Raw genomic sequence first — 22719 nt, forward strand, 5'->3', positions numbered from 1 at the left:
CTTTCCTTCATAAGCTATGCTAATTCTATAGCATTAACGAAGCAGTCTCCAGGGAGCATCCTGCCGGCAACGTCGCAACGGAGGATGACCCCCATGACGCTCGCTTTGGATGACTACCGCCTGCTCGGCCGCTCGGGCCTCAGAATATCCCCGCTGTCGCTGGGCACGATGACCTTCGGCACGGATTGGGGCTGGGGTGCCGATGAGGCGGAAGCCCGCCGCATCTTCGATACCTATGTCGATCGCGGCGGCAATTTCATCGACACCGCCAACCAATATACCAACGGTACGTCCGAGCGCTTCGTCGGCACCTTCGCCGCCGACCGCCGCGACCGGTTGGTGATCGCCACCAAATACACGCTGCCCTCCCGCCCGGGCGATCCCAATTCCGGCGGCAACCACCGCCGGAGCATGGTGCGTTCGGTCGAGGACAGTCTGAAGCGGCTCGGCACCGACTATATCGACCTGCTCTATCTGCACGCCTGGGACTTCACCACGCCGGTGGAGGAAGTGCTGCGCGGCCTCGACGACCTCGTGCGCTCGGGCAAGATCGTCTATGCCGGCATTTCGGATGCTCCGGCCTGGCAGATTGCCCGCATGCAGACCATCGCCGATCTCCGGGGCTGGGCGCCGCTGATCGCCCTGCAGGTCGAATACAATCTGATCGAGCGCACCATCGAGCGCGAGCTGGTGCCGATGGCAAGGGAGATCGGCCTCGGGGTCATTCCCTGGTCGCCGCTGGCCAGCGGCGTGCTCGCCGGCAAATACAGCAGGGCCGATCTCGACGACAGCGGCGGCTCGGCCGAAGCCTCCGGCACACGCCGCAATGTCGCCCTCGGCAATGGCGCGCTCACCGAACGCGGCCTCGATATCGCCGATGTGGTCAAGGCGGTCGCCGGCGAGACCGGGCATACGCCCTCGCAGGTGGCCCTGGCCTGGACCCTGACCAATCCGGCGGTCGCCTCGCCCCTCGTCGGCGCGCGTACCGTGGCCCAGCTCGAGGACAATCTTGGTGCGCTCGAGGTGACGTTCTCGGACGAGCAGCGCAGCCGGCTGGAGGCGGCCAGCGCCATCGAACTCGGCTTCCCGCACGACTTCCTCAATCGTCCGCTGACACGCAATGTGATGTTCGGCGGGCTGAAGATCCCGACGCGGGGGTGAAAAGGACTATTTTCCAATAGAAAAGGTAGCGCTGCCCCTCAATGCAGGGTCGCCTCCTCGATATGTTTGAGTTTGTCGGGATTGCGGGTGACGTAGATGCCGACGATCCGGCCATCGCGGATGTCGAGGGCGGTGGTCTGCAGCGTGTCGTCGCGTTCGATGGTGATGAAGCCCGGCAGGCCGTTGATATAGGTGAAGCGCACCAGCCGCGACATGGTCTCGGCGAAGTAATGCGCCAGGCCCGCCTGCAGCTTCATCACGTCCTCGATGCCGAAGATCGGCTTCATCGCGGCCGGCTTCTTGCCACCACCGTCGGAATGCACGGCGACATCGGCGGCCAGTAAAGCCTGGAGCGCCGTCATGTCGCCGCTGCGCGAGGCCGCGAAGAAGGCGTGGGCGATCTCCAGGCCCCGCTCCTTCGGCATGTCGAAACGCGGCCTGGAGGCACGGACATGGGTGCGTGCCCGGCTGGCGAGCTGGCGGCAGGCGGCGGCATCGCGTCCGATCGTCTCGGCGATGTCGTCGAAAGAAACGCCAAAGACGTCGTGAAGCAGGAAGGCGGCGCGTTCCAGCGGGGAGAGCCGCTCGAGCGCCAGCAGCAGGGGCAGGGTGACGTCCTCGACCTCGTCGCCACCCTCCTCGATCACCGGCTCGGGCAGCCAGGGACCGATATAGGTCTCGCGCTGGCGCCGGGCCGATTTAAGCACGTCGAGGCAGAGCCGGGTGACGGTACGGGTGAGGAAGGCCAAGGGCGCGCGCACCTCGCTGCGATCCGCGTCGAGCCAGCGCAGGAAGGCATCCTGCACCACGTCCTCGGCATCGGCGACTGATCCCAGCATGCGATAGGCGATACGGATCAGGCGCGGCCGCAAGGGGTCGAAGCTTGCGGCCGCATCGCTCTGGAGAGCGCCCGCCATCAGGCCGCCGCTTTCGCGCGCACCGGATGCACGGCATTGAAGCCGACATTGACTCGGTTCCAGCCATTGATGGCGACGATCAGCAAGGTGAGCTTCACCTGTTCCTCCTCGGTGAACTGCGCCTTCACCGCTTCGTAAACGTCATCGGGAGCGCGCTTGTCGGCGACCAAGGTGAGGGCTTCGGTCCAGGCCAGCGCCGCGCGTTCGCGCTCGCTATAGAGCGGCGATTCGCGCCAGGCGTCGAGCAGGTAGAGCCGTTCCTCGCTCTCGCCGAGCTTGCGGGCATCGAGGGCGTGCATGTGCAGGCAGAAGCCGCAGCCATTGATCTGGGAGGCGCGCATCTTGACCAGCTCCATCAGTCTGGTTTCCAGCCCGTCGATGCCGGTCGAGAAATCGAGCCATTGCTTCATGATGGCGGGCGAGGCAGCGAAGGGGTTCAGTCTGGCTTTCATGATCATGTCCTCTTGATCGGTTTGCGCAGACATGACGAGCCGGCCTCCGCCGTTTGTGACATGGAGGCAAAATTTTTTGAGCCAGATTCTGGAATAGGCGCCTCGATGCGAGCGCAAACTGCGATCCGGGTGGATTCCACCCTGCCATAACTATTTGTTTTAAAAAGTTTATTTAGCCTGGTGGCCGACAGGCCTTCCCGGAAAGAGTTTCAGGCTGCTCGCGAGCCTGCAAGAGACCGTGGCAAGGAGGCCAGGAACAGGACAACGCAGACACAAAGCAGGACGATGTCCTTGAACAGGAACTCCCCGGTCAGATTCCAGGCCATCGGATCGGTCGACAGGCTCCATTGCACCACCCCGGGTGTGGTGAAGAAGAACGACCAAGTGATCGCGAAGGTGACGATGCCCATCAGTGAACCGGCAGCCGACAGGATCGGGCTGAACGCCCCTGCCGCAAGCAGCGCCGCAATGGCGAACTCGGCAACACCGAGGAAATACGCTTCACCCCGCAGGCCGAGCAGCGACAACCATGAGATGAAGGGGCTGTTGGTAATGAATTGGGCAATGCCTTGGGCCGACTGCAATGTGAATTTCTGCATGCCGAACGACACGAAGATTATCACCATGACCCAGCGTAGAATCGCCAGAAAACGATAAGAACCGCTTCCGTTTTCCGAGATGTGGAAGACTGTATTCATGTGGGTCACTTCTTTCCTTTTTGGCGTAGTGATTTCGAAGGCGCGCTGATGCGCGTTCCTCGCAACCACTACGTTGGGAAAGAACCGGCGTTACGTTGATCCGGTGTTTGGCGGCTCACAATGACGTGTACGGGCGGTCCGTGCTTCTGGCGGACTCAAGAAGTGGCGTGCTCTCGTCAGCGCAGCTTGGCGGCGATATGCCCGGCGAGCTGGTCGAGGGCCGAGCTCATCGCCTCGACTTGGGCGGGCGCTCCCGCATCGGCCGGGGGCACGGCGATATTGGCCTGGGCCGCCGCGCTGCGGCCGCCATTGCGATAATGCAGACGCCATTGTGCCTGCAGCAGCACGACGCCTTCTGCATTGGTGTCGAAGCGGCTCACCGAGAGCTCCAGCGTCGCCGATTCCTTGCCGGATACCGTCTGGCTGGTGGTCACCAGCGAGCCGGCGGGCAGGCGCCGGCGCAAATCCTCGGCCAGCACGCGCTGCACCATGGAGCCCAGCGGCTCGCCCCAGCGCTCGAACTCGGAGACCCCGAGCTGGACGTCACCGGAGCGGCGCACCAGCTGCGGGCGGTCGAGATATTTCGCCACGTCCACCGTTTCGATCGACAGCGAGACCGGCCGGCCCGCAACCCTTTGCCCGCCCTGGGCAGCCAAGGTGTAGATCTTGGCGTCCGGCGAGGCGCAGGCCGCGAGCAAAGCGAGAGCCAGGCCCAGGCCTGCAAGGGCTGCAATGCGTCCAGAACGGCGGGCGGAGGAGAACGGCATCAGTTGCTTCCTCTGGTCTTGCCCCGGATCAGGGATTCGGGGTGCTGCTGCATATAGTCGGTGAGCACGCGGATGGAGCGCACGGCATCGTCGACCTGCGACATCAGGCGCGTGAGGTCGCGCTTGAAGCTGGATGAACCGCCATAACCCTGGTCGAAGGAGCCCAGGGTGGAATTGATGCGCTTCATCGACTGCTGGGCGGTGTCGAGCACCGGCTGCAGCCTCTGCATGGCCGGCGCAAGGTCCGTCTTGGCCTTGTCGATCAGCTCCCGTGCGGAAGTGAGGGCGCCGGCGAGCGAGCGCAGCGATTCCTTGATTTCCGGCCCGGCGGCCAGGTCCTGGAACGACTTCATGGTGTCGTTGGCCTGGAGCACCAGCTTGTCCAGCGGCAGCTTCGAAATGCGGTCGAGAATGTCGTTGACCGAGCGCAAGGCCGAATCGAACTGGTTCGGATTGGTCGGGATCACCGGATAGGCGTCGCCGGTTCCCAATTGGGCCGGTGCCGCCTTGGGATCGATATCCAACGACACCACGCTCTGGCCGGTGAGATAGTTGCTGGTCTTGATCTCAGCGCGCAGACCCTTGGCGACCAGCGACTTCAGCACGGTTTCGGGATCGATCGGGCCGGTGGCGCCGACCACCTGGACGCGCTGCGGTTCGATCTCGATCAGCACCGGTGCGCGCGGCGCATTCTTGGTGACGTCATATTGCAGGTTGACGTCGACGACCTGGCCGATCTTGAGGCCGTGCCACTCGACATTGGAGCCGGGGACGAGGCCGCCGACCGACGAGTCGAAATAGACCAGATAGCGCAGGCGGATGGTGTATCTGGCCTCGTCGGCGCTGGCCTGGTCGCTGTAGAGGGTGAAAGCCGTCTTGGGGGGAGCCCGCTCGCCCGCCGGCACGCCCGTCGGCGTATCGAAGGCGATGCCACCTGCGAGCAGGGCCTGGAGGGAATCGAGCTGCAGCCGGAAGCCTTGCGGACCCGTGGTGAGCGAAACGCCCGAAGCGCTCCAGAAATTACTGGAGGTCAGCACTTCCCTGTCATAGGGGTCGCGGACGAAGGCGCGGATGGTGATACCGGCCGAGGCATTGGAGGAATCGTAGCCCAGGACCTGGCCGACTTCGAGGCCGCGATAGAAGATCGGCGAGCCGACGCCGACCGAGCCGATCTTGGTGGCTTTGAGGGCGAATTCGGTACCCGGAGCGTCGGTGGGGATGACGGGCGGTACCTCCAGACCAGTGAAGCTGTCGGTCGTCTCGCCGGACTTGGCCGGATCGAACTCGATATAGACGCCGGACAGCAGGGTCGACAGGCCCGACACGCCCGAACTCGCCGACAGGCGCGGGCGCACGACCCAGAACAGCGAATCCCGGCGCATCAGGGGAGCAGCCTGCTTGGACATCTCGGCCGTGGCGATGACGTGGCTGCCGTCGGGCGCCAGCGTCACGCTCTTCACCGTGCCGAATACGATGGCCTTATAGCGCAGCTGGGTCTTGCCCGGCTCCAGCCCTTCGGCGGTGCGGAAGGAGATAGTGATCTCGGGACCCTTCTCCGACAGCGTCACCCAGGCCAGATAGAGCCCGATCCCGATCGCAGCCAACGGCACCAGCCAGATCAGGGGCAGTCGCCGGCGCGGCTTGCCGATCTCGGGTGTGGCCGGGCCGTCGCCATGCTCGAAAGCGCCATTTTGGGGGGCATCGGAATCGGTCAATGGCTTTGCTTTCCCTTCTGGCGGTCGAGATTGTCCCACATCAGGCGGGGATCGAAACATTCGGACGCGATCATGGTGATGATCACCACGGCGGCGAAGGCGATGGCGCCGACGCCAGGCTGGATGCTGGCCACCCCGCCCAATTGCACCAGCGCCACCAGGATAGAGATCATGAAGATGTCGACCATCGACCAGCGCCCGATGAATTCGATGAGGCGATAGGCGACGGTGCGGTCCCGCAGGCGCCAGGTCGAGCCACGCTGGGTGGTGATCAGCAAGGTCGCCAAGCCCACCAGCTTGAGCGTGGGCACCAGGATCGAGGCGATGAAGACCACCGCCGCCACCGGCCACATGCCGGCATCCGCCAGCTGGATGATGCCGCCGATGATGGTGGAGGGATCTCCGCGCCCCAGCATGTAGACCGCCATGATCGGGTAGATGTTGGCGGGGATGTAGAGGATGGTGGCGGTGATCAGCAGGGCCCAGGTGCGGTTGATGCTGTCGGGCTTGCGCAGATGCAGCGCCGCCTTGCAGCGCGGGCAGTTGCCGTGGCCCGAATCGGACAGGTTGGAGGCAAGCCCGCAGGCTTCGCACAGCGCCACGGGTCGCCTGGGGTTCACCACCGGCGGCGGCGGCACTAGGCCCTTGCGCTCGAAGCTGCGCCAGATGGTCTCGTCGTCGAGCAGGGCGCTGGTCGCTACCGTCACCAGCATCAGTGCTGCTACCGCGAACACGGCAGGGCCCAGTTCGATGCTGGCGAGCTCGATCAGCTTCACATAGGCGACGATCAGGCCGAATATGTAGACTTCGATCATCGCCCAGCGGCCGACGAAGCTGGAGCCGCGATGAACCAGAGGCAGCCAGCGCGGCGGGCGCCGCATCCTCAGCCCGGTCAGGACCGCGAGGCGGGCGAGAATCTGCAGGCCTGGCGCCACCAGCATGGTGATGCCGACCACGATCGCCAGTTCCCACAGGCCCTGGTCGTAGAGTGACTTGATGCCGGTGACGAGCCCGGCGACCTGTATCCGCCCTGAGATCTCCAGCTTGATGAAAGGCAGGAAATTGGCCATGGCAAAGCAGGCGGCGCCGGCCAGGCTATAGGCATAGGCATGGCTCAGCGAGATGGCGCGGTAATGCTCCATGGTGGCGCCGCAACGCGAGCAGCGCGCGCGCATGCCGTCCTGAAGCGGCGGCACGTCGTGCAGCAGCCCGCAGTCGTGGCACTCCATGATCTGGGTGGCACTTCGCGTCGTCGGGGTGATCACCCGATCTGTCCGCCCGGTCGCCATGTTACCGTTGCACTCGAATCACAAAAGAACTCCGGCCTTACCGTAGCGGCATTCCGCCAATGGAGACGACGAATCTTCCCTGAAGTCTCCCTTCGGGCCGACCGTAACTCCGATGTCTTGAGCCCGAACGGCTCTTTCCAAACGTTCGTGCGCGGACGACTGCATTTGCTGCAATACGCCGCTTCCGATCCCCTTTTGTCGCATGCTGCACGAAAAGCCAAGGCTTAGACGGTATTAGAATTGACGAGGTGCTGACTTCGGCGACGCTCGAGGGGCTTCGTGCCCTCGACCATTGTCGAGCGTGCCGTCTGGACGATTTGATACCGATCGGGTTAGGCTGCCCCAACCTTGAACAAACCATCCGGAGCCGCCATGCCCAAGGTGCCGCTTCACAGCCCCCGGGAGAGGGCGGCGACCCTGGCCTGCTGGCGCGGCAGGGTCGAGCCGCAGCCGCTCGGCGGCGGCATCACCAACACCAACTTCACCGTGGTGGACGGCGACGGCAAATATGTCGTGCGGATCGGTGACGACATTCCCCTGCACCAGATCAGCCGCGCCAACGAACTGGCCGCCAGCAAGGCGGCCTTCGCCGCCGGGATTTCGCCGGAAGTGGTGCATCACGAACCGGGCGCCCTGGTGCTGCGCTTCATCGAGGGGCGCACCTTTACGCCCGAGGATGTGCGCGATCCCCGCAACCACCAGGCCATGATCGAACTGGTGCGACGCTGCCATCGCGAGATGCCCCGTTTCTTCCGGGGCCCGGCCGCGATTTTCTGGGTGTTTCAGGTCCTGCGTGACTATGGCCATACGCTGAGGGAAGGCTCCAGCCGGCATCTGCCGCTGCTGCCGCGCCTGCTCGCCGAGAGCGAGCGGCTGGAGGAAGGCGTCGGCCCGGTCGACATCGTCTTCGGTCACAACGATCTGCTCGCCGCCAATTTCCTCGACGACGGCAAGCGCCTCTGGCTGGTCGACTGGGACTATGCCGGCTTCAACTCGCCTCTGTTCGACCTCGGCGGCCTTGCCTCCAATTCCGAGCTCGACGTCGCTGCGCGTGACGGCCTGACGGAGGCCTATTTCGAGCGGCCTCTCGATGATGGGTTGCGCCGGCGCCTGGCCGCCATGACCGCGGCCTCGCTGCTCCGTGAGGCCATGTGGAGCATGGTGTCGGAAATCCATTCCGCCCTCGATTTCGACTATGTCGCCTATACCGCCGAAAATCTCAGGCGCTACGAGGTGGCGTATGCCGCCTGGCGGGATGGGTAGCCTGGAGCGCGGACTTCTCAGCGGCATGTTTGCATGTCGCGATATCCGCTCTTCCCCTTAAGCGCAGCGTTTCCAAGAGCGGACTGGAAGTCCGCGCTCCCAGGAGATCTCCATGTCCGACCTGCCCACTTCCGCCAAGATCGTCATCATCGGTGGCGGCATCATCGGCTGTTCCACCGCCTATCATCTCGCCAAGATGGGGCTGACGGACGTGCTGGTGCTCGAGCGCGGCAAGCTCACTTCGGGCTCGACCTGGCATGCGGCCGGCCTGGTCGGCCAGCTCAGGACCAATGCCAATATCACCCAGCTGCTCGGCTATTCCGTCGCCCTCTATGACCGGCTGGAGCAGGAAACGGGCCTGGCCACCGGCTGGAAGCGCAATGGCGGCCTCAGGCTCGCCTGCAACCAGGAACGCTGGACCGAGGTGAAGCGCCAGGCCACCACCGCGACCTCCTTCGGCCTGGAAATGCAGCTGCTCAGCCCGAAGGAAGCCCAGGACCTGTGGCCGCTGATGCAGGTCGACGACGTGGTCGGCGCTGCCTTCCTGCCGACGGACGGGCAGGCCTCGCCCTCCGATATCACCCAGTCGCTCGCCAAGGGCGCGCGCATGGGCGGTGTCACCTTCCGCGAGGGCGTCACCGTTACCGGCATCGAGGTGGAGGGCGGCGTCGCCAAGGCCGTGCTGACCGAGCATGGCCGCATCCAGGCCGAAAAGATCGTGATTTGCGCCGGCCAATGGTCGCGGGAAATCGGCCGCATGGCCGGGGTCAACATCCCGCTGGTGTCGATGCAGCATCAATATCTGATCACCGAGCGGATCGAGGGCGTCACCTCCAATTTGCCGACTCTGCGCGACCCCGATCGCCTGACCTATTGGAAGGAGGAGGTCGGCGGCCTGGTGATGGGCGGCTACGAGCCCAACCCGAAACCCTGGGCCAATACAGGCGCCACTGAAAAGTTCGAGTTCCAGCTGCTGGACAACGATCTCGATCATTTCGAGCCGCTGATGGAGCTCGCCATCGGCCGTGTGCCGGCCATGGAAAATGCCGGCATCAAGCAGTTCATCAATGGGCCCGAGAGCTTCACGCCGGACGGCAATTTCATCCTCGGCGCGGCACCGGAAACCCGGGGCGTCTATGTCGGCTGCGGCTTCAACGCCTTCGGCATCGCCTCGGGCGGCGGGGCCGGCATGGCCCTGGCCGAATGGGTGGCCAGGGGCGAGCCGCCCTATGATTTGTGGGCCGTCGACATCCGCCGCTTCGGCAAGAACACGCTCGACACCGGCTGGGTCAACCAGCGCACCATGGAGGCCTATGCCAAGCACTACACCATGGCCTGGCCCTTCGAGGAGTATCAGTCCGGCCGTCCGCTGCGTCGTTCCCCGCTCTATGACCGGCTGAAGGCGCAGGGCGCCGTGTTCGGCGAGAAGCTCGGCTGGGAGCGGCCCAACTGGTTCGCCGCAACGGGCGAGGAGGCCAGAGACGTCTATAGCTATGGCCGCCAGAACTGGTTCGAGGCTGTCGGCCGCGAGCACAGGGCCTGCCGCGAGGCCGCCGTGGTGTTCGACCAGACCTCCTTCGCCAAGTTCACGGTGAAGGGGCGTGATGCGGACAAGGCTCTGTCCTGGCTCTGCGCCAACGACGTGGTCAAGAAGCCGGGCAGCCTCACTTATACCCAGATGCTCAACCGCAAGGGCGGTATCGAGACCGACCTCACCGTGGCCAGGCTCGGCGACGGCAGCTATTACCTCGTCACCGGCACCGGCTTCGCCACCCACGACCTCGACTGGATCCGGCGCAACATCCCGGCCGGGCTCGATGTCGAGGTCGAGGACGTCACCTCGCAATTCGCCGTGCTGGTGCTGATGGGCCCCAAGGCGCGCGAGATCCTGGGAGCACTCACGGCTGAGGACCTTTCCAATGCCGCCGCGCCCTTCGGCAGCGCCCGGCCGCTGCACATTGCCGGCGCGCGCATCCTGGCCCTGCGTGTCACCTATGTCGGCGAACTCGGCTGGGAGCTGCATGTGCCGATGGAATTCGCGCTGACGGTCTATGATGCGCTGATGGCGGCCGGCACGCCGCTCGGCCTCGTCAATGCCGGCTATCGCGCCATCGAATCGCTGCGGCTGGAAAAGGGCTACCGGGCCTGGGGCGGCGAGATCGGGCCGGATCATTCGCCCCTGATGGCCGGCCTCGGCTGGGCGGCGAAGCTGAAGAAGGACATCCCTTTCCTCGGCCGCGAGGCCCTGGTCGACCAGGCCGCCAAGCCGCTGCCGCGCCTGCTGGCGGGTTTTACGGTCGACGACCCCGAGGTGATCCTGCTCGGCCGCGAGACCATCTATCGCGACGGCAAGCGCTGCGGCTGGCTGGCCTCGGCCGGCTATGGCTACACTGTGGGCAAGAGTATCGGCTACGGCTATGTCCGCGATCCCGCCGGCGTCAACGCCGACTATGTGCTTTCCGGCAGCTATGAGCTGGAAGTCGCGACGGAACGGGTGAAGGCTGAGGTGTTCCTGGAGCCGCTCTACGACCCGAAAATGGAGCGGGTGAAGGGGTAACCGAGATGTCGAATATTAAGGGTAAGGCGAGACACAGCGCAGCCTCTCACCCGCCCCCTCTCTCCGCTTCGCAGGGCGAGGGAGACGTCAGCGGCGCGACTGCTGCCACTGCCGTCCCATCCCGCATGCCAGCCGAGACAGCCAGCCCTTCGCGTGAGCCGTGGCGTGTGGAGATCGAAGCCGGCCTTGCCGACGCCAACCGTGGGGACTTTGCCACCGAGGCTGAGATTGGGGTGGTGCTCGGCAAATATCTATGGTCCTAGCCGAACACCGACGTCCCTCTGCCCCTCACACCGCCGGCGGGTTCAGGCGCGCAAAGCCTTCCTGGCGGCGATAGGGGAAATAGGGATAGGCCGCTTCCACCGCGCTGGCCGCGTCGAGCTTCTGGCGCTGTTCCGGCGTCAGGCTCCAGCCGATGGCGCCGAGATTTTGCCTGAGCTGGTCCTCGTTGCGGGCGCCGATGATCACCGAGGAGACGGTGGGGCGGCTGGTCAGCCAGTTGATGGCGATCTGCGGCACGCTCCTGCCGGTTTCCTCGGCCACGTCGTTCAGGGCGTCGATGACGCGGAAGAGGCGTTCGTCATCCACCGGCGGGCCGAAATCGGCGGTCTGGTGCAGCCGGCTGCCGGCCGGCAGTGCCTGGCCGCGCTGCAGCTTGCCGGTAAGCCGGCCCCAGCCGAGCGGGCTCCAGACCAGCGCGCCGACGCCCTGGTCGAGGCCGAGAGGCATCAGCTCCCACTCATAGTCGCGTCCGATCAGGGAATAATAGGCCTGGTTGGCGACATAACGCGTCCAGCCATGCCGGTCGGCGATGGCGAGCGACTTCATGATCTGCCAGCCCGAGAAGTTGGAGACGCCGAGATAACGCACCTTGCCGGCCCGCACGAGGCCGTCCAGCGTCGAGAGCACCTCCTCGATCGGCGTCCCCGCATCGAAGGCATGCAGCTGCAGGAGGTCGATATGGTCGGTGCCGAGACGGCGGAGCGCCGCCTCGACGGCGCGGATCAGGCGCTCGCGCGACGTGCCGTAGTCATTGGGCCCGTCGCCCATCGGCAGGGCGGTCTTGGTCGAGATCAGCACCTCGCTGCGGCGGCCCTTGATGGCGGCGCCGAGAACCTCTTCGGATGCGCCGTTCGAATAGACGTCCGCGGTGTCGAACAGGTTCACGCCGGCTTCCAGGCAGATGTCGAGAAGGCGGCGCGCCTCCTTCTCGTCCGTGGTGCCCCAGGCGCCGAACAGGGGTCCCGAGCCGCCGAACGTGCCGGCACCGAAGCTGAGGACCGGCACTTTCAGGCCGGATGCGCCGAGACGACGATAGTCCATGGTGATGTCCTTTCCAAAAGGCAGAGCGGATTCAGGCTGACTGGCCCGGAGCAAGGCGCGTTCTTGGCTGAACGCTTGTTTGCTCAAATCCTTTGTTTCGACGCGTCTTTGCGGTTCGAGGGGAACCCTTCAAATCGCAAAACGCTTTTGGGGTTCGGGCTGGCGGTCGAGCGCGGCGCTCCACAGCGTCAGCACCAGGGCGATGGCGACCAGGGCGGCGCCGACCAGAGGCGTCAGGCCGAGGCCGAGCGGTGAGGCCACCACCAGCCCGCCGACCCAGGCGCCCAGGGCGATGCCGAGGTTGAAGGCGGCGATGTTGAGGGCCGAGGCGACATCGACGGCGGCCGGGCGATGGACCTTGGCAAGCTGCACCACATAGAGCTGCAGGCCGGGCACGTTGGCGAAGGACAGGAAACCGAGGGCGGCCAGCGTCACCAGGGTCAGCACCGGCGAGGTGGCGGTGAAGGCAAAGGCAGCCAGCACGGCAGCCTGCAGGGCGAACAGGCCGATCAGCGCCTTGGCGGGATTGCGGTCGGCGATGCGGCCGCCCACGAGATTGCCCACGGCGATCGCCGCGCCATAGAGCACCAGGATCAGGCTGACGCTGCTGGCGGCAAATCCGGTGATCTTCTCCAGGATCGAGGCAAGATAGGTGAAGGCGACGAAGGTGCCGCCATAGCCGAGCGCCGTCATGGCGAAGACCAGCAGCAGGCGGCCACTGCCGAGAACCCGGATCTGGTCGATCAACCTGGCCGGCGGCGCCCTGCGCAGCGTGGCCGGCAGCAGCACGGCGATGGCAATGAAAGCGATCAGGCCGAGGCCTGCGACGCCCCAGAAGGTGGCGCGCCAGCCGAAGCTCTGGCCGATGAAGGTGCCGAGCGGCACGCCGGTGACGATCGCCACCGTCAGGCCCATGAACATCATGGCGATGGCCGAGGCGCGACGATCGGGCGCGACAAGATCGGCCGCGATGGTAGCGCCGACCGAAAAGAACACGCCATGGGCGAAGGCGGAGATCACGCGGGCGACCAGTAGCAATTCATAACTTGGGCTGAGTGCGGCCGCGCTGTTGCCGACGACGAAGAGTGCCATCAGGCCGAGCAGCAGGCCCTTGCGGCCGAGGCGTCCGGTGAGGGCGGTGAGGATGGGGGCGCCGAAAGTCACGCCAAGAGCGTAGACGCTGACGATCAGTCCGGCGAGCGGCAGGGTGATGCCGAGATCGGAAGCGACCGTCGGCAGCAGGCCGACGATCACGAACTCCGTGGTGCCGATCGCATAGGCCGCGATCGTGAGGGCAAGGAGGGCGAGGGGCATGAGAGTGGTCCCAACAAGGGTGAATGCGTGTTGGGGCGAATATGATCGCTACGCATTGCCATGATAATCGGGCATAATGAGTGAATAGCTTTGAATTGAATTCATAAGGGATAGTCATGGATAACCGGGCCGGGGAGATGGAGGTGTTCGTCACCGCGGCTGAGTTGCGCAGTTTCTCGGCAGCCGGACGCAAGTTGCATCTCTCGCCCTCGGCGGTGAGCAAGCTCGTCACTCGCATCGAGGACCGGCTCGGAGCCCGCCTGCTGGTGCGCACGACGCGAACCCTGCAGCTCACGCCGGAAGGGGAAACCTATCTTGGCCGCGCCCAGGCCATTCTCGCCGACATCGCCGAGACGGAGCGAATGATCTCGAGCGGTGGCGAGGTCGTGCCATCCGGGCGGCTACGCGTCAGCGCCTCGGTGGGATTCGGGGCGCGCTGCGTCGTGCCGGTGCTGCCCGATTTCCTGGCCCGCTATCCCAAGGTGGAGCTCGATCTCTCGCTCACCGACGACGTCATCGACCTCGTCGAGGAGAAGGCCGACATCGCCATCCGCTCGGGACCCCTGCGCGATTCGGCGCTGAAGGCGCGCAAGATCCTGGAGAGCAAGCGCGTGATCACCGCTTCGCCGGCCTATGTCGCGCGGCATGGCGTGCCCGCCACGCCCGAGGAACTCGAAGGACATAACTGCCTGCTGTTCAACTTCCGGCGTGGCCTCGACACCTGGCCCTTCCGTGATCCCGGTTCGATATCCGTGCGGCGCGTGCAGGTTGCCGGCAATCTCAAGGCCAATAATGGGCCGACCATGCGCAAGCTCTGCATGGATGGCCTCGGCCTGGTGCGCCTCGGCCGCTTTCATGTCCAGCCGGATATCGATGCCGGGCTGCTGGTGCCGGTGCTGGAGGACTACAACGCCCTTGACGTCGAGCTGATCCACGCCGTCTTCGTCGGCCACGACCATCTGGCGGCTCGTATCCGCGCCTTCGTGGATTTCCTGGCTGAAAGAATCGGAGGGCCGGGGCACTGAATCCCTGGGACCGCCGGCTTCCAGCCGGCTCTTGGAACCGCGCCATTTGCTGGTAACGAAGAGCCGGCTGGAAGCCGACGGTCCCAGGAAACGCAAACGCCGGCCCCGCGCTCGTCGGGGCCGGCGTCCTGACTTCCGGTCACGGATACCCTAGGCGACCTTGGTGGCCGCCGCCGGTTCGGTGCGCAGATAGGTCTCCAGGCTGTCGTCGAGCGCCTCGACCCATTTGGTGTGGTGCTTGGGCGCCATGGTGCCGGTCATCAGCGAGCGATAGCCATGGTCGCGGAAGCCCATGATGTCCTCCATCTTGTGGTGTTCCCACTCCATGAAGGTCTTGTTGGTGGCCTCGATGTCGAACTGCGGATAGTCGGTCTCGGCCAGCAGCTCCTTCACATAGTCGCCCTGGTACCAGATCATCTGCTCGGCATCCTCGAGGGTTTCCTCGCGGGCGCGCCATTTGTCGAAATTGGCCTTGAGTTCGGCTTCGGGCGGCAGCTTGATACGGCCCATCATCACGTCGCGGGCCCACCAGGCCTGCACGTCGAACATGTTGAAGGTGTAGAACTGGTCCTGCATGCCGATATAGAAGAGCTGCGGATTGCCGTCGAAGATCACACCCTTGTAGAGATGGTCCGCCCAGAGCCGGTTCGCGGTCTTCAGGCGCAGATCGTCCGGCAGGAACGGGAAGTGGTGCTGGTAGCCGGTGCACAGGATCAGCGCGTCGACCTCCTTGCTGGAGCCGTCGGCGAAATAGGCCGTGCGGTTCTCCAGGCGCTGCAGCAGCGGGCGCTCTTCGAAATTGGCCGGCCATTTGAAGCCCATCGGCTTGGAACGATAGCTGGTGGTCACCGACTTGGCGCCGTATTTCCAGCACTGCGAGCCGATGTCTTCGGCCGAATAGCTGCGCCCGACGATCAGGATGTCCTTGCCCTTGAATTCCAGGGCGTCACGGAAGTCGTGCGCATGCAGCACGCGGCCGTTGAAGCTCTTCACGCCCTCGAAATAGGGCACGTTCGGCGTGGAGAAGTGGCCGGAAGCCACCACGACATAGTCGAACTCCTCGTCATACATGCGGTCTTCGGTGCGCTCATGGGCGGTCACCGTAAACTTCTTGGTGGCCTCGTCGAAACGCACCATGCGTACCGGCGTGTTGAAGCGCACCCATTTGCGCACGTCCGCCTTCTCGACGCGGCCCTTGATGTAGTCCCACAGCACCGCGCGCGGCGGGTAGGACGGGATCGGCTTGCCGAAATGTTCCTCGAAAGAGTAGTCGGCGAATTCCAGGCATTCCTTGGGGCCGTTCGACCAAAGATAGCGGTACATGCTGCCATGCACCGGCTCGCCATGTTCGTCGAGGCCCGTGCGCCAGGTGTAGTTCCACAGCCCACCCCAGTCCGACTGCTTTTCGAAGCAGACGATTTCGGGAATGGCAGCACCCTTGCGGGCGGCCGATTGGAAGGCGCGGAGCTGCGCCAAGCCCGAGGGACCGGCGCCGATGACGGCTACTCTTGTCATATATTCTTCCCCTCTGCCGATATGGCGGTTGGTTTGAGCGTCTGGATTTCTGTACTTATTGGCGCTCCGCCAGCCTCCTCCGAAGCCGCCGTAGCACGACTTGGCCGCCGTTGGCCTGAGGGAACCTGCTCGCATGACGCCGGATGGGAGATGCCCGTCGACATGCAATCCAAGTCCCGCAGACTTCACTGCGGATAATATTTATTTCCTGACTATAATCTCACCTGCCGCCATGACAAGTCGGCTCTTCGTTTTTTTGATCCGGGCTCCCATCTATGGGAAGCCTGCAATGCGGACCTGCCAGCCCGCCATCGTGAACTTTGGTTCCCAAAGGTCAAGTCTCGTGGCGCGTTACCCACGGGCGGCGCACGCGTCGGCGTCGCCCATATAACCAGGCCAGTTTTCATAGAAGTGCTTGATCGAACATACCATATTTGCGATGGAGAACCCATGTCCGCTCCCGACTCCGACACGCCTCCCCATGCCGCGCCAGGCAAGACCTTGAGCGAAGTGGCCAAGCGCGCGCTCGCGGAGGCGGCCGAGCGCCGCAAAGCGGAGAAGCCGGCCGAGCGCCCGCGCGAGATCAATGGCCGCGACGGTCCCGAACCCGTGCGCTATGGCGACTGGGAAGTGAAGGGCATCGCTTCCGATTTTTGAAGCCGCCGCTGCCGGAACGATCGTATTTTTGCTGATCGCGGAATTGCCATAAGTATTGCTGGATTGTTTCCGGTCTATTTCTCCCGGTAAATTCGCCATCACGAATAGTTCACGCATCATATCTCGCTCGTGAATTGCGAGGAAGGACAGCGTGTCGTAGATTCAGATCATTACTTGTTCGTCCTCCTGTGGGTTTTTCAAGGAGAAGATCATGAAGATCTTTACGATTTCTACGATTGCAGCGTTTGGTATTGTCATTGCCGCTACGGCTGCCAATGCCCATGGCCGTCTCGTTACCGGGCCAGAACTCTATGGTGCACCCGCGATGGTTCAGCAGACAGGCGAGAATGATCGCCAAACCAGCGTGAACGATAGCACCGCCCAGCCCCGCAAGGTCCACGCCGTCCGGCACGGCACCCGTCTCTTGCGCAACAGCGAGGCCTACTGAGCCCGCTCGCGCCGGACGTTTCATCACCTAGGCGTAGAAAGACGTTCTTTTCCACTCAATCATAGTGAAGCGATATTGTGCGCCGCCCCGCTTGCCGGGGCGGTTTTTTGTTGGGGTGCCGGTCCCTGTTCCCTCGGCGATTTCGCCGGCGTCTCGGGGTTTGTTAAGCCCGTGGTAACCATGATCGGTGCCAAGATGATGGGTCGCTTCGTCATGTCTGGTTCCCTCATCGGGGGCCTGCACCTTCAAATTTCCTTGCATAGCCGCCGAATGGCCTCTTCCGGCGGGAGTCAAGGGGAGGGTAAAGTGAACTGATTCGGGGGACGGGTTCACGGTCATGCAGACCGGGAGGCCGTGCTTCCGCGCAAGGCCGGACGTCATTCGCAATGACAGCCGGTTCCCTTTGCGGGCAAGGCCGGTCTCCATTCGGTCCGCGGTGCCCGCAAATGTGCGAGGGCAGGGCACGTCGGTGCCTGCGCCCTTGGCAGACGGGGTCGCAGCAGCCTGGTGGTTTCCGCCCGAAGGACGGGCGAGGCCGCCGCGGTCCTGCCAACGTCGCGTTGCGTTTCAGGGTGAGCGGAACGTCATTCGCCGGCGCCTGTCCGGTACCGAAGGGATTCGTCGAAGCAAGATGCGACAGGACAGACGGCAAGGCAGGCACGAAGGAACGGGATTGTCGGGGTGGTCCCGGTTCTCGGCCTTCCTACGCGCCGGCATTTTCCTGACGATCATGCTGCCGGTGTCCGCGGCCCTGGCTGCCGATACCGTGCCGGCGGCATCGGGCCTGTTCGGCAATCTTTCCAGCGCCGATCGTCGCATCCTTGCCATGCTGGCCCTGTTCGCCGGCCTGCTGATCCTGGCGACGGGCCTGGCCGTGTTCTATCTGCGTGCCCGCAATGCCTGGCTCAAGCGCGACCGCGCCGCCAAGGCCGAAGCGCAGGCGCTGGCCGCTCGTGCCGAACGCGCCGAGGCCCTGCTGATGTCCGAGCCGCAGTTGATCGCGGTCTGGTCGGGCACCGAGGATCTGCCGCTGCTTTCGGGCGAACTGCCGGGGGTCACCATCTCATCCTCCCGTCGCGGCCTGATCGGCACGGGGTGGCTCGATTATCACGATACCCGCACGCTGGAAGAGCAGATCGCGGCGCTGCGCGGGCGCGGCGAGAGCTTCCACATGGTGGCGCGCTCGCGCCATGGCGGCTATATCGAGGCGGATGGCCGCGCCATCGGCGGGCGCGCCGTGCTCCGATTGCGCGACGTCACCGGCGACCGCCTAGAACTCGCCCGCCTCGCCGACCGGCACCGCCGCGCCAGCGAGGAGATCGAGGCGATCCGCTCCCTGCTCGACGAGGCGCCGGTGCCGCTCTGGCTGCGCAATGCCAATGACAAGCTGGTCTGGGTCAACAAGGCCTATGCCAGGGCGGTCGACGCCCAGGACGAGAACGACGTGCTGAGCGGCGACATCGAACTGCTCGACCGGCCGGCCCGCGAGGAGGCCAACGCTGCGCGTCACGACGGCAAGCCCTTCCTCAAGCGCGTGCCGGCGGTGGTCGGCGGCGCCAGGCGCACGCTCGACGTCATCGATATCCCTTCTTCGCGCGGTTCGGCCGGCATGGCGATCGACGTGTCGGAGGTCGAGACGATGCGGGCCGATATCGGCCGCCAGATCGAAGCGCATGTGCGCACGCTCGACCAGCTCGCCACCGCCGTGGCGATCTTCGACGCCGACCAGCATCTCACCTTCTACAACGCGTCCTTTGCCGCTCTCTGGCAGCTCGATGCCGCCTTCCTCGACGGCAGGCCGACCGACAGCGAGATCCTCGACCGCCTGCGTGCCCAGCGCCGCCTGCCCGAACAGGCCGATTTCAGGGCCTGGAAATCGAAGCTGCACGAGGCCTATCGCGCCTTCGAGCCTGCCGAACACTGGTGGCACCTGCCCGACGGTCGCACCTCGCGCGTGGTCACCACGCCCAACCCGGCCGGCGGCGTCACCTATCTGTTCGAGGACGTCACCGAGCGCATCGACCTGGAGGCCCGCTACAAAGCCCTCTCGCGCGTCCAGGGCGAAACGCTGGAGAATCTGAAGGAAGGCGTCGCCGCCTTCGGCTCCGACGGCCGCCTGCGCCTGTCCAATCCGGCGTTCGCCGCGATCTGGCGATTGCCCCAGGAGATGCTGGAGCAGCGTCCCCATATCGACGACGTGGTATCGCGCTGCTCGGTGCTGTTCCGCGACGAGGCGGTGTGGCAGGCGCTCAAGGGCGTGATCACCTCCTTCGGCGATGCCCGCCATTCCACCGACCAGCGCATGATGCGGGTCGATGGCACGGTCATCGACGTCGCCACCGTGCCGCTGCCGGATGGCGGCACGCTGGCCACCTTCACCGACGTCACCGATTCGGTGAATTTCGAGAACGCCCTGGTCGAGAAGAACGAGGCGCTGGAGGAAGCCGCCCGCCTCAAGAACGACTTCGTCCACCACGTTTCCTACGAACTGCGCTCGCCGCTGACCAATATCATCGGCTTCGTGCAACTGATGGCCGATGGCGCCGCCGGGCCGCTGAACGAGAAGCAGCGCCAATATGCCGGCTACATCAAGACCTCGTCCGATGCGCTCTACGCCATCATCAACAACATCCTGGACCTCGCGACCATCGATGCCGGCGCCATGACGCTCGACCTCGGCAAGGTCGATATCCGCGAAGCCATGCAGGGCGTGGCCGAGGCGGTGCAGCCGCGCCTGGCCGAGACCGGCGTCCGGCTGGAGATGAAGGCGAGCCAGGCGATCGGCAATTTCGAGGCCGACGGCCAGCGCGTACGCCAGGTGCTGTTCAACCTGCTCTCCAATGCCATCGGCTTCTCGCAGGCCGGCGGCACCGTGACGCTCTCGGCTCTGCGCAAGGGCCAGGAGATCGTCTTCCGGGTCGAGGACCGCGGCCGTGGCATTTCCCAGGCGGTAATCGACCGCGTCTTCGACCGTTTCGAATCGCATGGCGGCTCGAGCGGCCATCGCGGCGTCGGCCTCGGCCTGTCCATCGTGCGCTCCTTCGTGGAGCTGCATGGCGGCACGGTCGAGCTGGTCTCCGAGGAAGGCCGCGGTACCATCGTCACTTGCCGCTTCCCGGTCGACGCCTCCGTCCACAGGGAGGCAGCCGAATGAGGATATCAGATCATCCCGTGCGCATTGCCGCGCGTAACGCGGCAATGCGCACGGGATCGCAAGACAAACGAGCCTCACTTACAGAGCGGTCCCGTGTCTGCATGGCGTCACTTCGTGCCGCAATGCGCGCGGGATGACATTAAAGGCCCAGCCCATTGACCGATCTCCTGACCCACCAATGGACAGTCGACCTGCCGAGCGAAGCGGCGACCGAGCTGCTGGCCCGTGACCTGGCGGCGACGCTTCGGGCCGGCGATCTCATTACCCTCTCGGGCGATCTCGGTGCCGGCAAGACTGCCTTTGCCCGCGCCCTGATCCGCGAGATCGCCGAGGATCCGGAGCTGGAAGTCTCCAGCCCCACCTTCACGCTGATCCAGCTCTACGACACGCCCTCCTTTCCGATCGTGCATGCCGATCTCTATCGCATCGGCCATGCCAGCGAGCTGGACGAACTGGGCTGGGACGAGGCGCCCGACGGCGCGCTGGTGCTGGTGGAATGGCCCGAGAAGGCCGGCGAGACGCTTCCCGCCGACCGGCTCGACCTCCGTTTCGTGCATGCCGGCCGCAGCGAGACCGCCCGGCGCGCGACGCTGACGGGCACGGGAGACTGGTCCGCCCGGCTGCGCCGCTTTTCCCAGACCGGCGATTTCCTGCGCCATGCCGGCTGGCAGGATGCGGCACGCGAACATGTCCAGGGCGACGCCTCGACCCGTTCCTATGCCCGGCTGAGGCGCGGACAGAGCACGGTGATCCTGATGAACTCGCCGGCCCGGACCGACCGCACGCCGGTACGTTATGGCAAGACCTACAGCCAGATCGCCCATATCTCCCAGGATGTGAAGCCCTTCGTGGCCATGGCCAGGGGCTTGGCGGAACGCGGCTTCTCGGCCCCGCAGATCCTCAAGGAGGATCTGCTGCACGGCCTGCTCCTGCTGGAGGATTTCGGCACGGACTTCATCGCCGAGGACGGCAAGCCGGTGGCCGAGCGCTATGGCGTCGCCATCGACCTGCTCGCCCACCTGCATGGCATGGAGCTGCCGGATACGCTGCCTGTCGCTTCCGCCATCAACCACAAGATCCCGCCCTTCGATCACGGCGCCCTCGATATCGAGGTCGAGCTGCTGATCGAATGGTACATGCCGATGATCGGCGCACCGCAGTTGTCGCAGCGCAATCGCGACCATTTCACGGCGCTCTGGCGCTCGGCGCTCGCCCCCGTCGTCAAGGGCGAGCAGAGCTGGCTGCTGCGTGACGTTCATTCGCCGAACCTGATGTGGCTGCCCCAGCGCGAGGGCATCAAGCGTATCGGCCTGCTCGACTTCCAGGATGCGATGATCGGCCCGCCCGCCTATGACGTGGCCTCGCTCTGCCTCGATGCGCGGGTGGACGTGGACCAGGAGCTCGAGCTCCAGCTCCTGACGCGTTATGTCAAGGCGCGCCGCGGGGCCGACGCCGCCTTCGATCCGGCCGGCTTCGCGCGCGCCTATGCGGTGATGGCGGCCCAGCGCAACACCAAGCTTCTCGGCCTGTTCGCCCGCCTCGACAAGCGCGACGGCAAGCCCGCCTATCTCAGGCACATTCCACGCATCCGCGCCTATCTCGACCGCGCTTTGGCCCATCCCACCTTGGCCGATCTCAGGGAATGGTTCGAGACCTTCGTCTTCGCGATAGAAGCCAGAGTATCATGACCCGCCCCTTTTCGACCGCCATGCTGCTGGCCGCCGGACTCGGCAAGCGCATGCGTCCGCTGACCGACGTCAGGCCCAAGCCGTTGATCGAGATCGCCGGCAAGCCGTTGATCGATCACGTGCTCGACCGTCTCGCGGCATCGGGCGTGGAAAAGGCGGTGGTGAACGTGCACTATCTCGCCGAGCAGATGGAAGCTCATCTTTCCGGCCGGCGGCGTCCGAAGATCCTGATCTCCGACGAACGCGCGGGCCTGCTCGATTCCGGCGGCGGCGTGCGCAAGGCCCTGCCCTTGCTCGGCAAGGCGCCCTTCATCGTCTGCAATTGCGACAGCTTCTGGATCGAGGGGCCGCAGAACAATCTCGAGGCCCTCGAGGCGGCCTGGGATCCCGAACGCATGGACATCCTGATGCTGGTGGCGGCGACGGCGACCAGTATCGGCTTCGACGGGCGGGGCGACTATCATCTCGACAGCGCTGGGCTGCTCTCCCGCCGGCGCGAGAACGAAACCGCGCCCTTCGCCTATGCGGGGGTGCTGCTGATCAAGCCGGACCTGTTCGAGGGCACGCGCGAGATCTTCTCGCTGAACCGCTTGTTCGATGCGGCCGAGACCAAGGGGCGGCTGTTCGGCCGGCGCCTCGACGGCATCTGGCTTCATGTCGGCACGCCCGAAGCGGTGGGAGAGGCCGAAGCCAAGATCGCGCAATCGGCGGTGGACTAATTTCATCGCACCGCCGATGGGAGGCTGGCGGTCCCGGAAAGCTTCCCACTCCGGCCG

The 22719-nt window shown here is 64.9% G+C and carries 19 protein-coding genes; 10 read left to right on the forward strand and 9 right to left on the reverse strand.

Features of this window, described 5'->3' with window-relative positions:
• Positions 1-93: 93 nt before the first annotated feature.
• The gene (locus ACTJKX_RS21605; protein ID WP_440726459.1) at positions 94-1161 is read left to right on the forward strand and encodes an aldo/keto reductase; all 1068 of its coding nucleotides are present in this window, start codon (positions 94-96) and stop codon (positions 1159-1161) included.
• Between the two features lie 38 nt (positions 1162-1199).
• On the opposite strand, the gene ACTJKX_RS21610 is transcribed toward ACTJKX_RS21605, so the two are convergent.
• From ACTJKX_RS21610 to ACTJKX_RS21635, 6 genes are all read right to left on the reverse strand, one after another.
• Positions 1200-2078, reverse strand: a complete 879-nt coding sequence (locus ACTJKX_RS21610; protein ID WP_440726460.1) for a sigma-70 family RNA polymerase sigma factor — start codon at positions 2076-2078, stop codon at positions 1200-1202.
• Positions 2078-2530: a carboxymuconolactone decarboxylase family protein gene (locus ACTJKX_RS21615; protein WP_440726461.1), complete on the reverse strand. Its 453-nt coding sequence runs from the start codon at positions 2528-2530 to the stop codon at positions 2078-2080. Before ACTJKX_RS21615 ends, ACTJKX_RS21610 begins: the two co-directional genes overlap by 1 nt.
• Positions 2531-2739: 209 nt before the next feature.
• Positions 2740-3228 carry a YkgB family protein gene (locus ACTJKX_RS21620; protein WP_440726462.1) on the reverse strand — a complete coding sequence of 163 codons (489 nt, stop codon included), beginning with the start codon at positions 3226-3228 and terminating at the stop codon, positions 2740-2742.
• Positions 3229-3404: 176 nt separating this feature from the next.
• Positions 3405-3995, reverse strand: a complete 591-nt coding sequence (locus ACTJKX_RS21625; RefSeq protein WP_440726463.1) for a PqiC family protein — start codon at positions 3993-3995, stop codon at positions 3405-3407.
• A complete protein-coding gene (locus tag ACTJKX_RS21630) occupies positions 3995-5710 on the reverse strand; it encodes a PqiB family protein (protein ID WP_440726464.1) in 1716 nt (571 codons plus the stop codon). Before ACTJKX_RS21630 ends, ACTJKX_RS21625 begins: the two co-directional genes overlap by 1 nt.
• The gene (locus ACTJKX_RS21635; RefSeq protein WP_440726465.1) at positions 5707-6999 is read right to left on the reverse strand and encodes a paraquat-inducible protein A; all 1293 of its coding nucleotides are present in this window, start codon (positions 6997-6999) and stop codon (positions 5707-5709) included. The genes ACTJKX_RS21630 and ACTJKX_RS21635 overlap by 4 nt, the downstream gene beginning before the upstream one ends.
• Before the next feature lie 372 nt (positions 7000-7371).
• On the opposite strand from ACTJKX_RS21635, the gene ACTJKX_RS21640 reads away from it, so the two are divergent.
• The 3 genes from ACTJKX_RS21640 (at position 7372) to ACTJKX_RS21650 (ending at position 11082) form a co-directional block, all read left to right on the forward strand.
• Positions 7372-8262 carry a phosphotransferase gene (locus tag ACTJKX_RS21640; RefSeq protein ID WP_394314076.1) on the forward strand — a complete coding sequence of 297 codons (891 nt, stop codon included), beginning with the start codon at positions 7372-7374 and terminating at the stop codon, positions 8260-8262.
• A 112-nt stretch (positions 8263-8374) separates the two neighbouring features.
• Positions 8375-10819, forward strand: coding sequence for a GcvT family protein (locus tag ACTJKX_RS21645; RefSeq protein ID WP_394314027.1), 2445 nt, complete (start codon positions 8375-8377; stop codon positions 10817-10819).
• 5 nt (positions 10820-10824) lie between these two features.
• On the forward strand, positions 10825-11082 hold the full coding sequence (locus ACTJKX_RS21650) for a hypothetical protein (protein WP_440726466.1): 258 nt from the start codon (positions 10825-10827) through the stop codon (positions 11080-11082).
• 25 nt (positions 11083-11107) lie between these two features.
• Here ACTJKX_RS21650 and ACTJKX_RS21655 read toward each other — a convergent pair whose 3' ends face one another.
• Positions 11108-12142, reverse strand: a complete 1035-nt coding sequence (locus ACTJKX_RS21655; protein WP_394314029.1) for an aldo/keto reductase — start codon at positions 12140-12142, stop codon at positions 11108-11110.
• Positions 12143-12271: 129 nt separating this feature from the next.
• Complete coding sequence (locus tag ACTJKX_RS21660) at positions 12272-13456, reverse strand: MFS transporter (RefSeq protein ID WP_394314031.1); 1185 nt, start codon at positions 13454-13456, stop codon at positions 12272-12274.
• Between the two features lie 116 nt (positions 13457-13572).
• Here ACTJKX_RS21660 and ACTJKX_RS21665 point away from each other — a divergent pair, with 116 nt between their 5' ends.
• Complete coding sequence (locus tag ACTJKX_RS21665; protein WP_311934171.1) at positions 13573-14481, forward strand: LysR family transcriptional regulator; 909 nt, start codon at positions 13573-13575, stop codon at positions 14479-14481.
• Positions 14482-14631: 150 nt separating this feature from the next.
• On the opposite strand, the gene ACTJKX_RS21670 is transcribed toward ACTJKX_RS21665, so the two are convergent.
• Positions 14632-15996: an NAD(P)/FAD-dependent oxidoreductase gene (locus ACTJKX_RS21670; protein WP_311934172.1), complete on the reverse strand. Its 1365-nt coding sequence runs from the start codon at positions 15994-15996 to the stop codon at positions 14632-14634.
• Between the two features lie 450 nt (positions 15997-16446).
• Here ACTJKX_RS21670 and ACTJKX_RS21675 point away from each other — a divergent pair, with 450 nt between their 5' ends.
• The 5 genes from ACTJKX_RS21675 (at position 16447) to ACTJKX_RS21695 (ending at position 22662) form a co-directional block, all read left to right on the forward strand.
• Positions 16447-16653, forward strand: a complete 207-nt coding sequence (locus ACTJKX_RS21675) for a DUF1674 domain-containing protein (protein ID WP_440726467.1) — start codon at positions 16447-16449, stop codon at positions 16651-16653.
• Between the two features lie 211 nt (positions 16654-16864).
• Positions 16865-17101 carry a hypothetical protein gene (locus ACTJKX_RS21680; protein ID WP_367623615.1) on the forward strand — a complete coding sequence of 79 codons (237 nt, stop codon included), beginning with the start codon at positions 16865-16867 and terminating at the stop codon, positions 17099-17101.
• Positions 17102-17774: 673 nt separating this feature from the next.
• On the forward strand, positions 17775-20255 hold the full coding sequence (locus ACTJKX_RS21685) for a PAS-domain containing protein (protein ID WP_440726468.1): 2481 nt from the start codon (positions 17775-17777) through the stop codon (positions 20253-20255).
• 155 nt (positions 20256-20410) lie between these two features.
• Positions 20411-21943, forward strand: a complete 1533-nt coding sequence (gene tsaE / locus ACTJKX_RS21690) for a tRNA (adenosine(37)-N6)-threonylcarbamoyltransferase complex ATPase subunit type 1 TsaE (protein WP_440726469.1) — start codon at positions 20411-20413, stop codon at positions 21941-21943.
• Complete coding sequence (locus ACTJKX_RS21695; RefSeq protein WP_440726470.1) at positions 21940-22662, forward strand: nucleotidyltransferase family protein; 723 nt, start codon at positions 21940-21942, stop codon at positions 22660-22662. Before tsaE ends, ACTJKX_RS21695 begins: the two co-directional genes overlap by 4 nt.
• The last annotated feature ends 57 nt before the right edge of the window (positions 22663-22719 follow it).

It is taken from the genome of Labrys sp. 22185, assembly GCF_052045555.1.
GTDB classification, from domain to species: domain Bacteria; phylum Pseudomonadota; class Alphaproteobacteria; order Rhizobiales; family Labraceae; genus Labrys; species Labrys neptuniae.

Excerpts from the sequence above, each read along its gene's own strand:
- ACTJKX_RS21625 (WP_440726463.1), bottom strand. The coding sequence starts at position 3,995 with ATGCCGTTCTCCTCCGCCCGCCGTTCTGGACGCATTGCAGCCCTTGCA.
- ACTJKX_RS21665 (WP_311934171.1), top strand. The coding sequence starts at position 13,573 with ATGGATAACCGGGCCGGGGAGATGGAGGTGTTCGTCACCGCGGCTGAG.
- ACTJKX_RS21650 (WP_440726466.1), top strand. The coding sequence starts at position 10,825 with ATGTCGAATATTAAGGGTAAGGCGAGACACAGCGCAGCCTCTCACCCG.
- ACTJKX_RS21620 (WP_440726462.1), bottom strand. The coding sequence starts at position 3,228 with ATGAATACAGTCTTCCACATCTCGGAAAACGGAAGCGGTTCTTATCGT.
- ACTJKX_RS21660 (WP_394314031.1), bottom strand. The coding sequence starts at position 13,456 with ATGCCCCTCGCCCTCCTTGCCCTCACGATCGCGGCCTATGCGATCGGC.
- ACTJKX_RS21645 (WP_394314027.1), top strand. The coding sequence starts at position 8,375 with ATGTCCGACCTGCCCACTTCCGCCAAGATCGTCATCATCGGTGGCGGC.
- ACTJKX_RS21675 (WP_440726467.1), top strand. The coding sequence starts at position 16,447 with ATGTCCGCTCCCGACTCCGACACGCCTCCCCATGCCGCGCCAGGCAAG.
- ACTJKX_RS21695 (WP_440726470.1), top strand. The coding sequence starts at position 21,940 with ATGACCCGCCCCTTTTCGACCGCCATGCTGCTGGCCGCCGGACTCGGC.
- ACTJKX_RS21655 (WP_394314029.1), bottom strand. The coding sequence starts at position 12,142 with ATGGACTATCGTCGTCTCGGCGCATCCGGCCTGAAAGTGCCGGTCCTC.
- ACTJKX_RS21680 (WP_367623615.1), top strand. The coding sequence starts at position 16,865 with ATGAAGATCTTTACGATTTCTACGATTGCAGCGTTTGGTATTGTCATT.
- ACTJKX_RS21605 (WP_440726459.1), top strand. The coding sequence starts at position 94 with ATGACGCTCGCTTTGGATGACTACCGCCTGCTCGGCCGCTCGGGCCTC.
- ACTJKX_RS21615 (WP_440726461.1), bottom strand. The coding sequence starts at position 2,530 with ATGAAAGCCAGACTGAACCCCTTCGCTGCCTCGCCCGCCATCATGAAG.
- ACTJKX_RS21635 (WP_440726465.1), bottom strand. The coding sequence starts at position 6,999 with ATGGCGACCGGGCGGACAGATCGGGTGATCACCCCGACGACGCGAAGT.
- ACTJKX_RS21610 (WP_440726460.1), bottom strand. The coding sequence starts at position 2,078 with ATGGCGGGCGCTCTCCAGAGCGATGCGGCCGCAAGCTTCGACCCCTTG.
- ACTJKX_RS21670 (WP_311934172.1), bottom strand. The coding sequence starts at position 15,996 with ATGACAAGAGTAGCCGTCATCGGCGCCGGTCCCTCGGGCTTGGCGCAG.
- ACTJKX_RS21640 (WP_394314076.1), top strand. The coding sequence starts at position 7,372 with ATGCCCAAGGTGCCGCTTCACAGCCCCCGGGAGAGGGCGGCGACCCTG.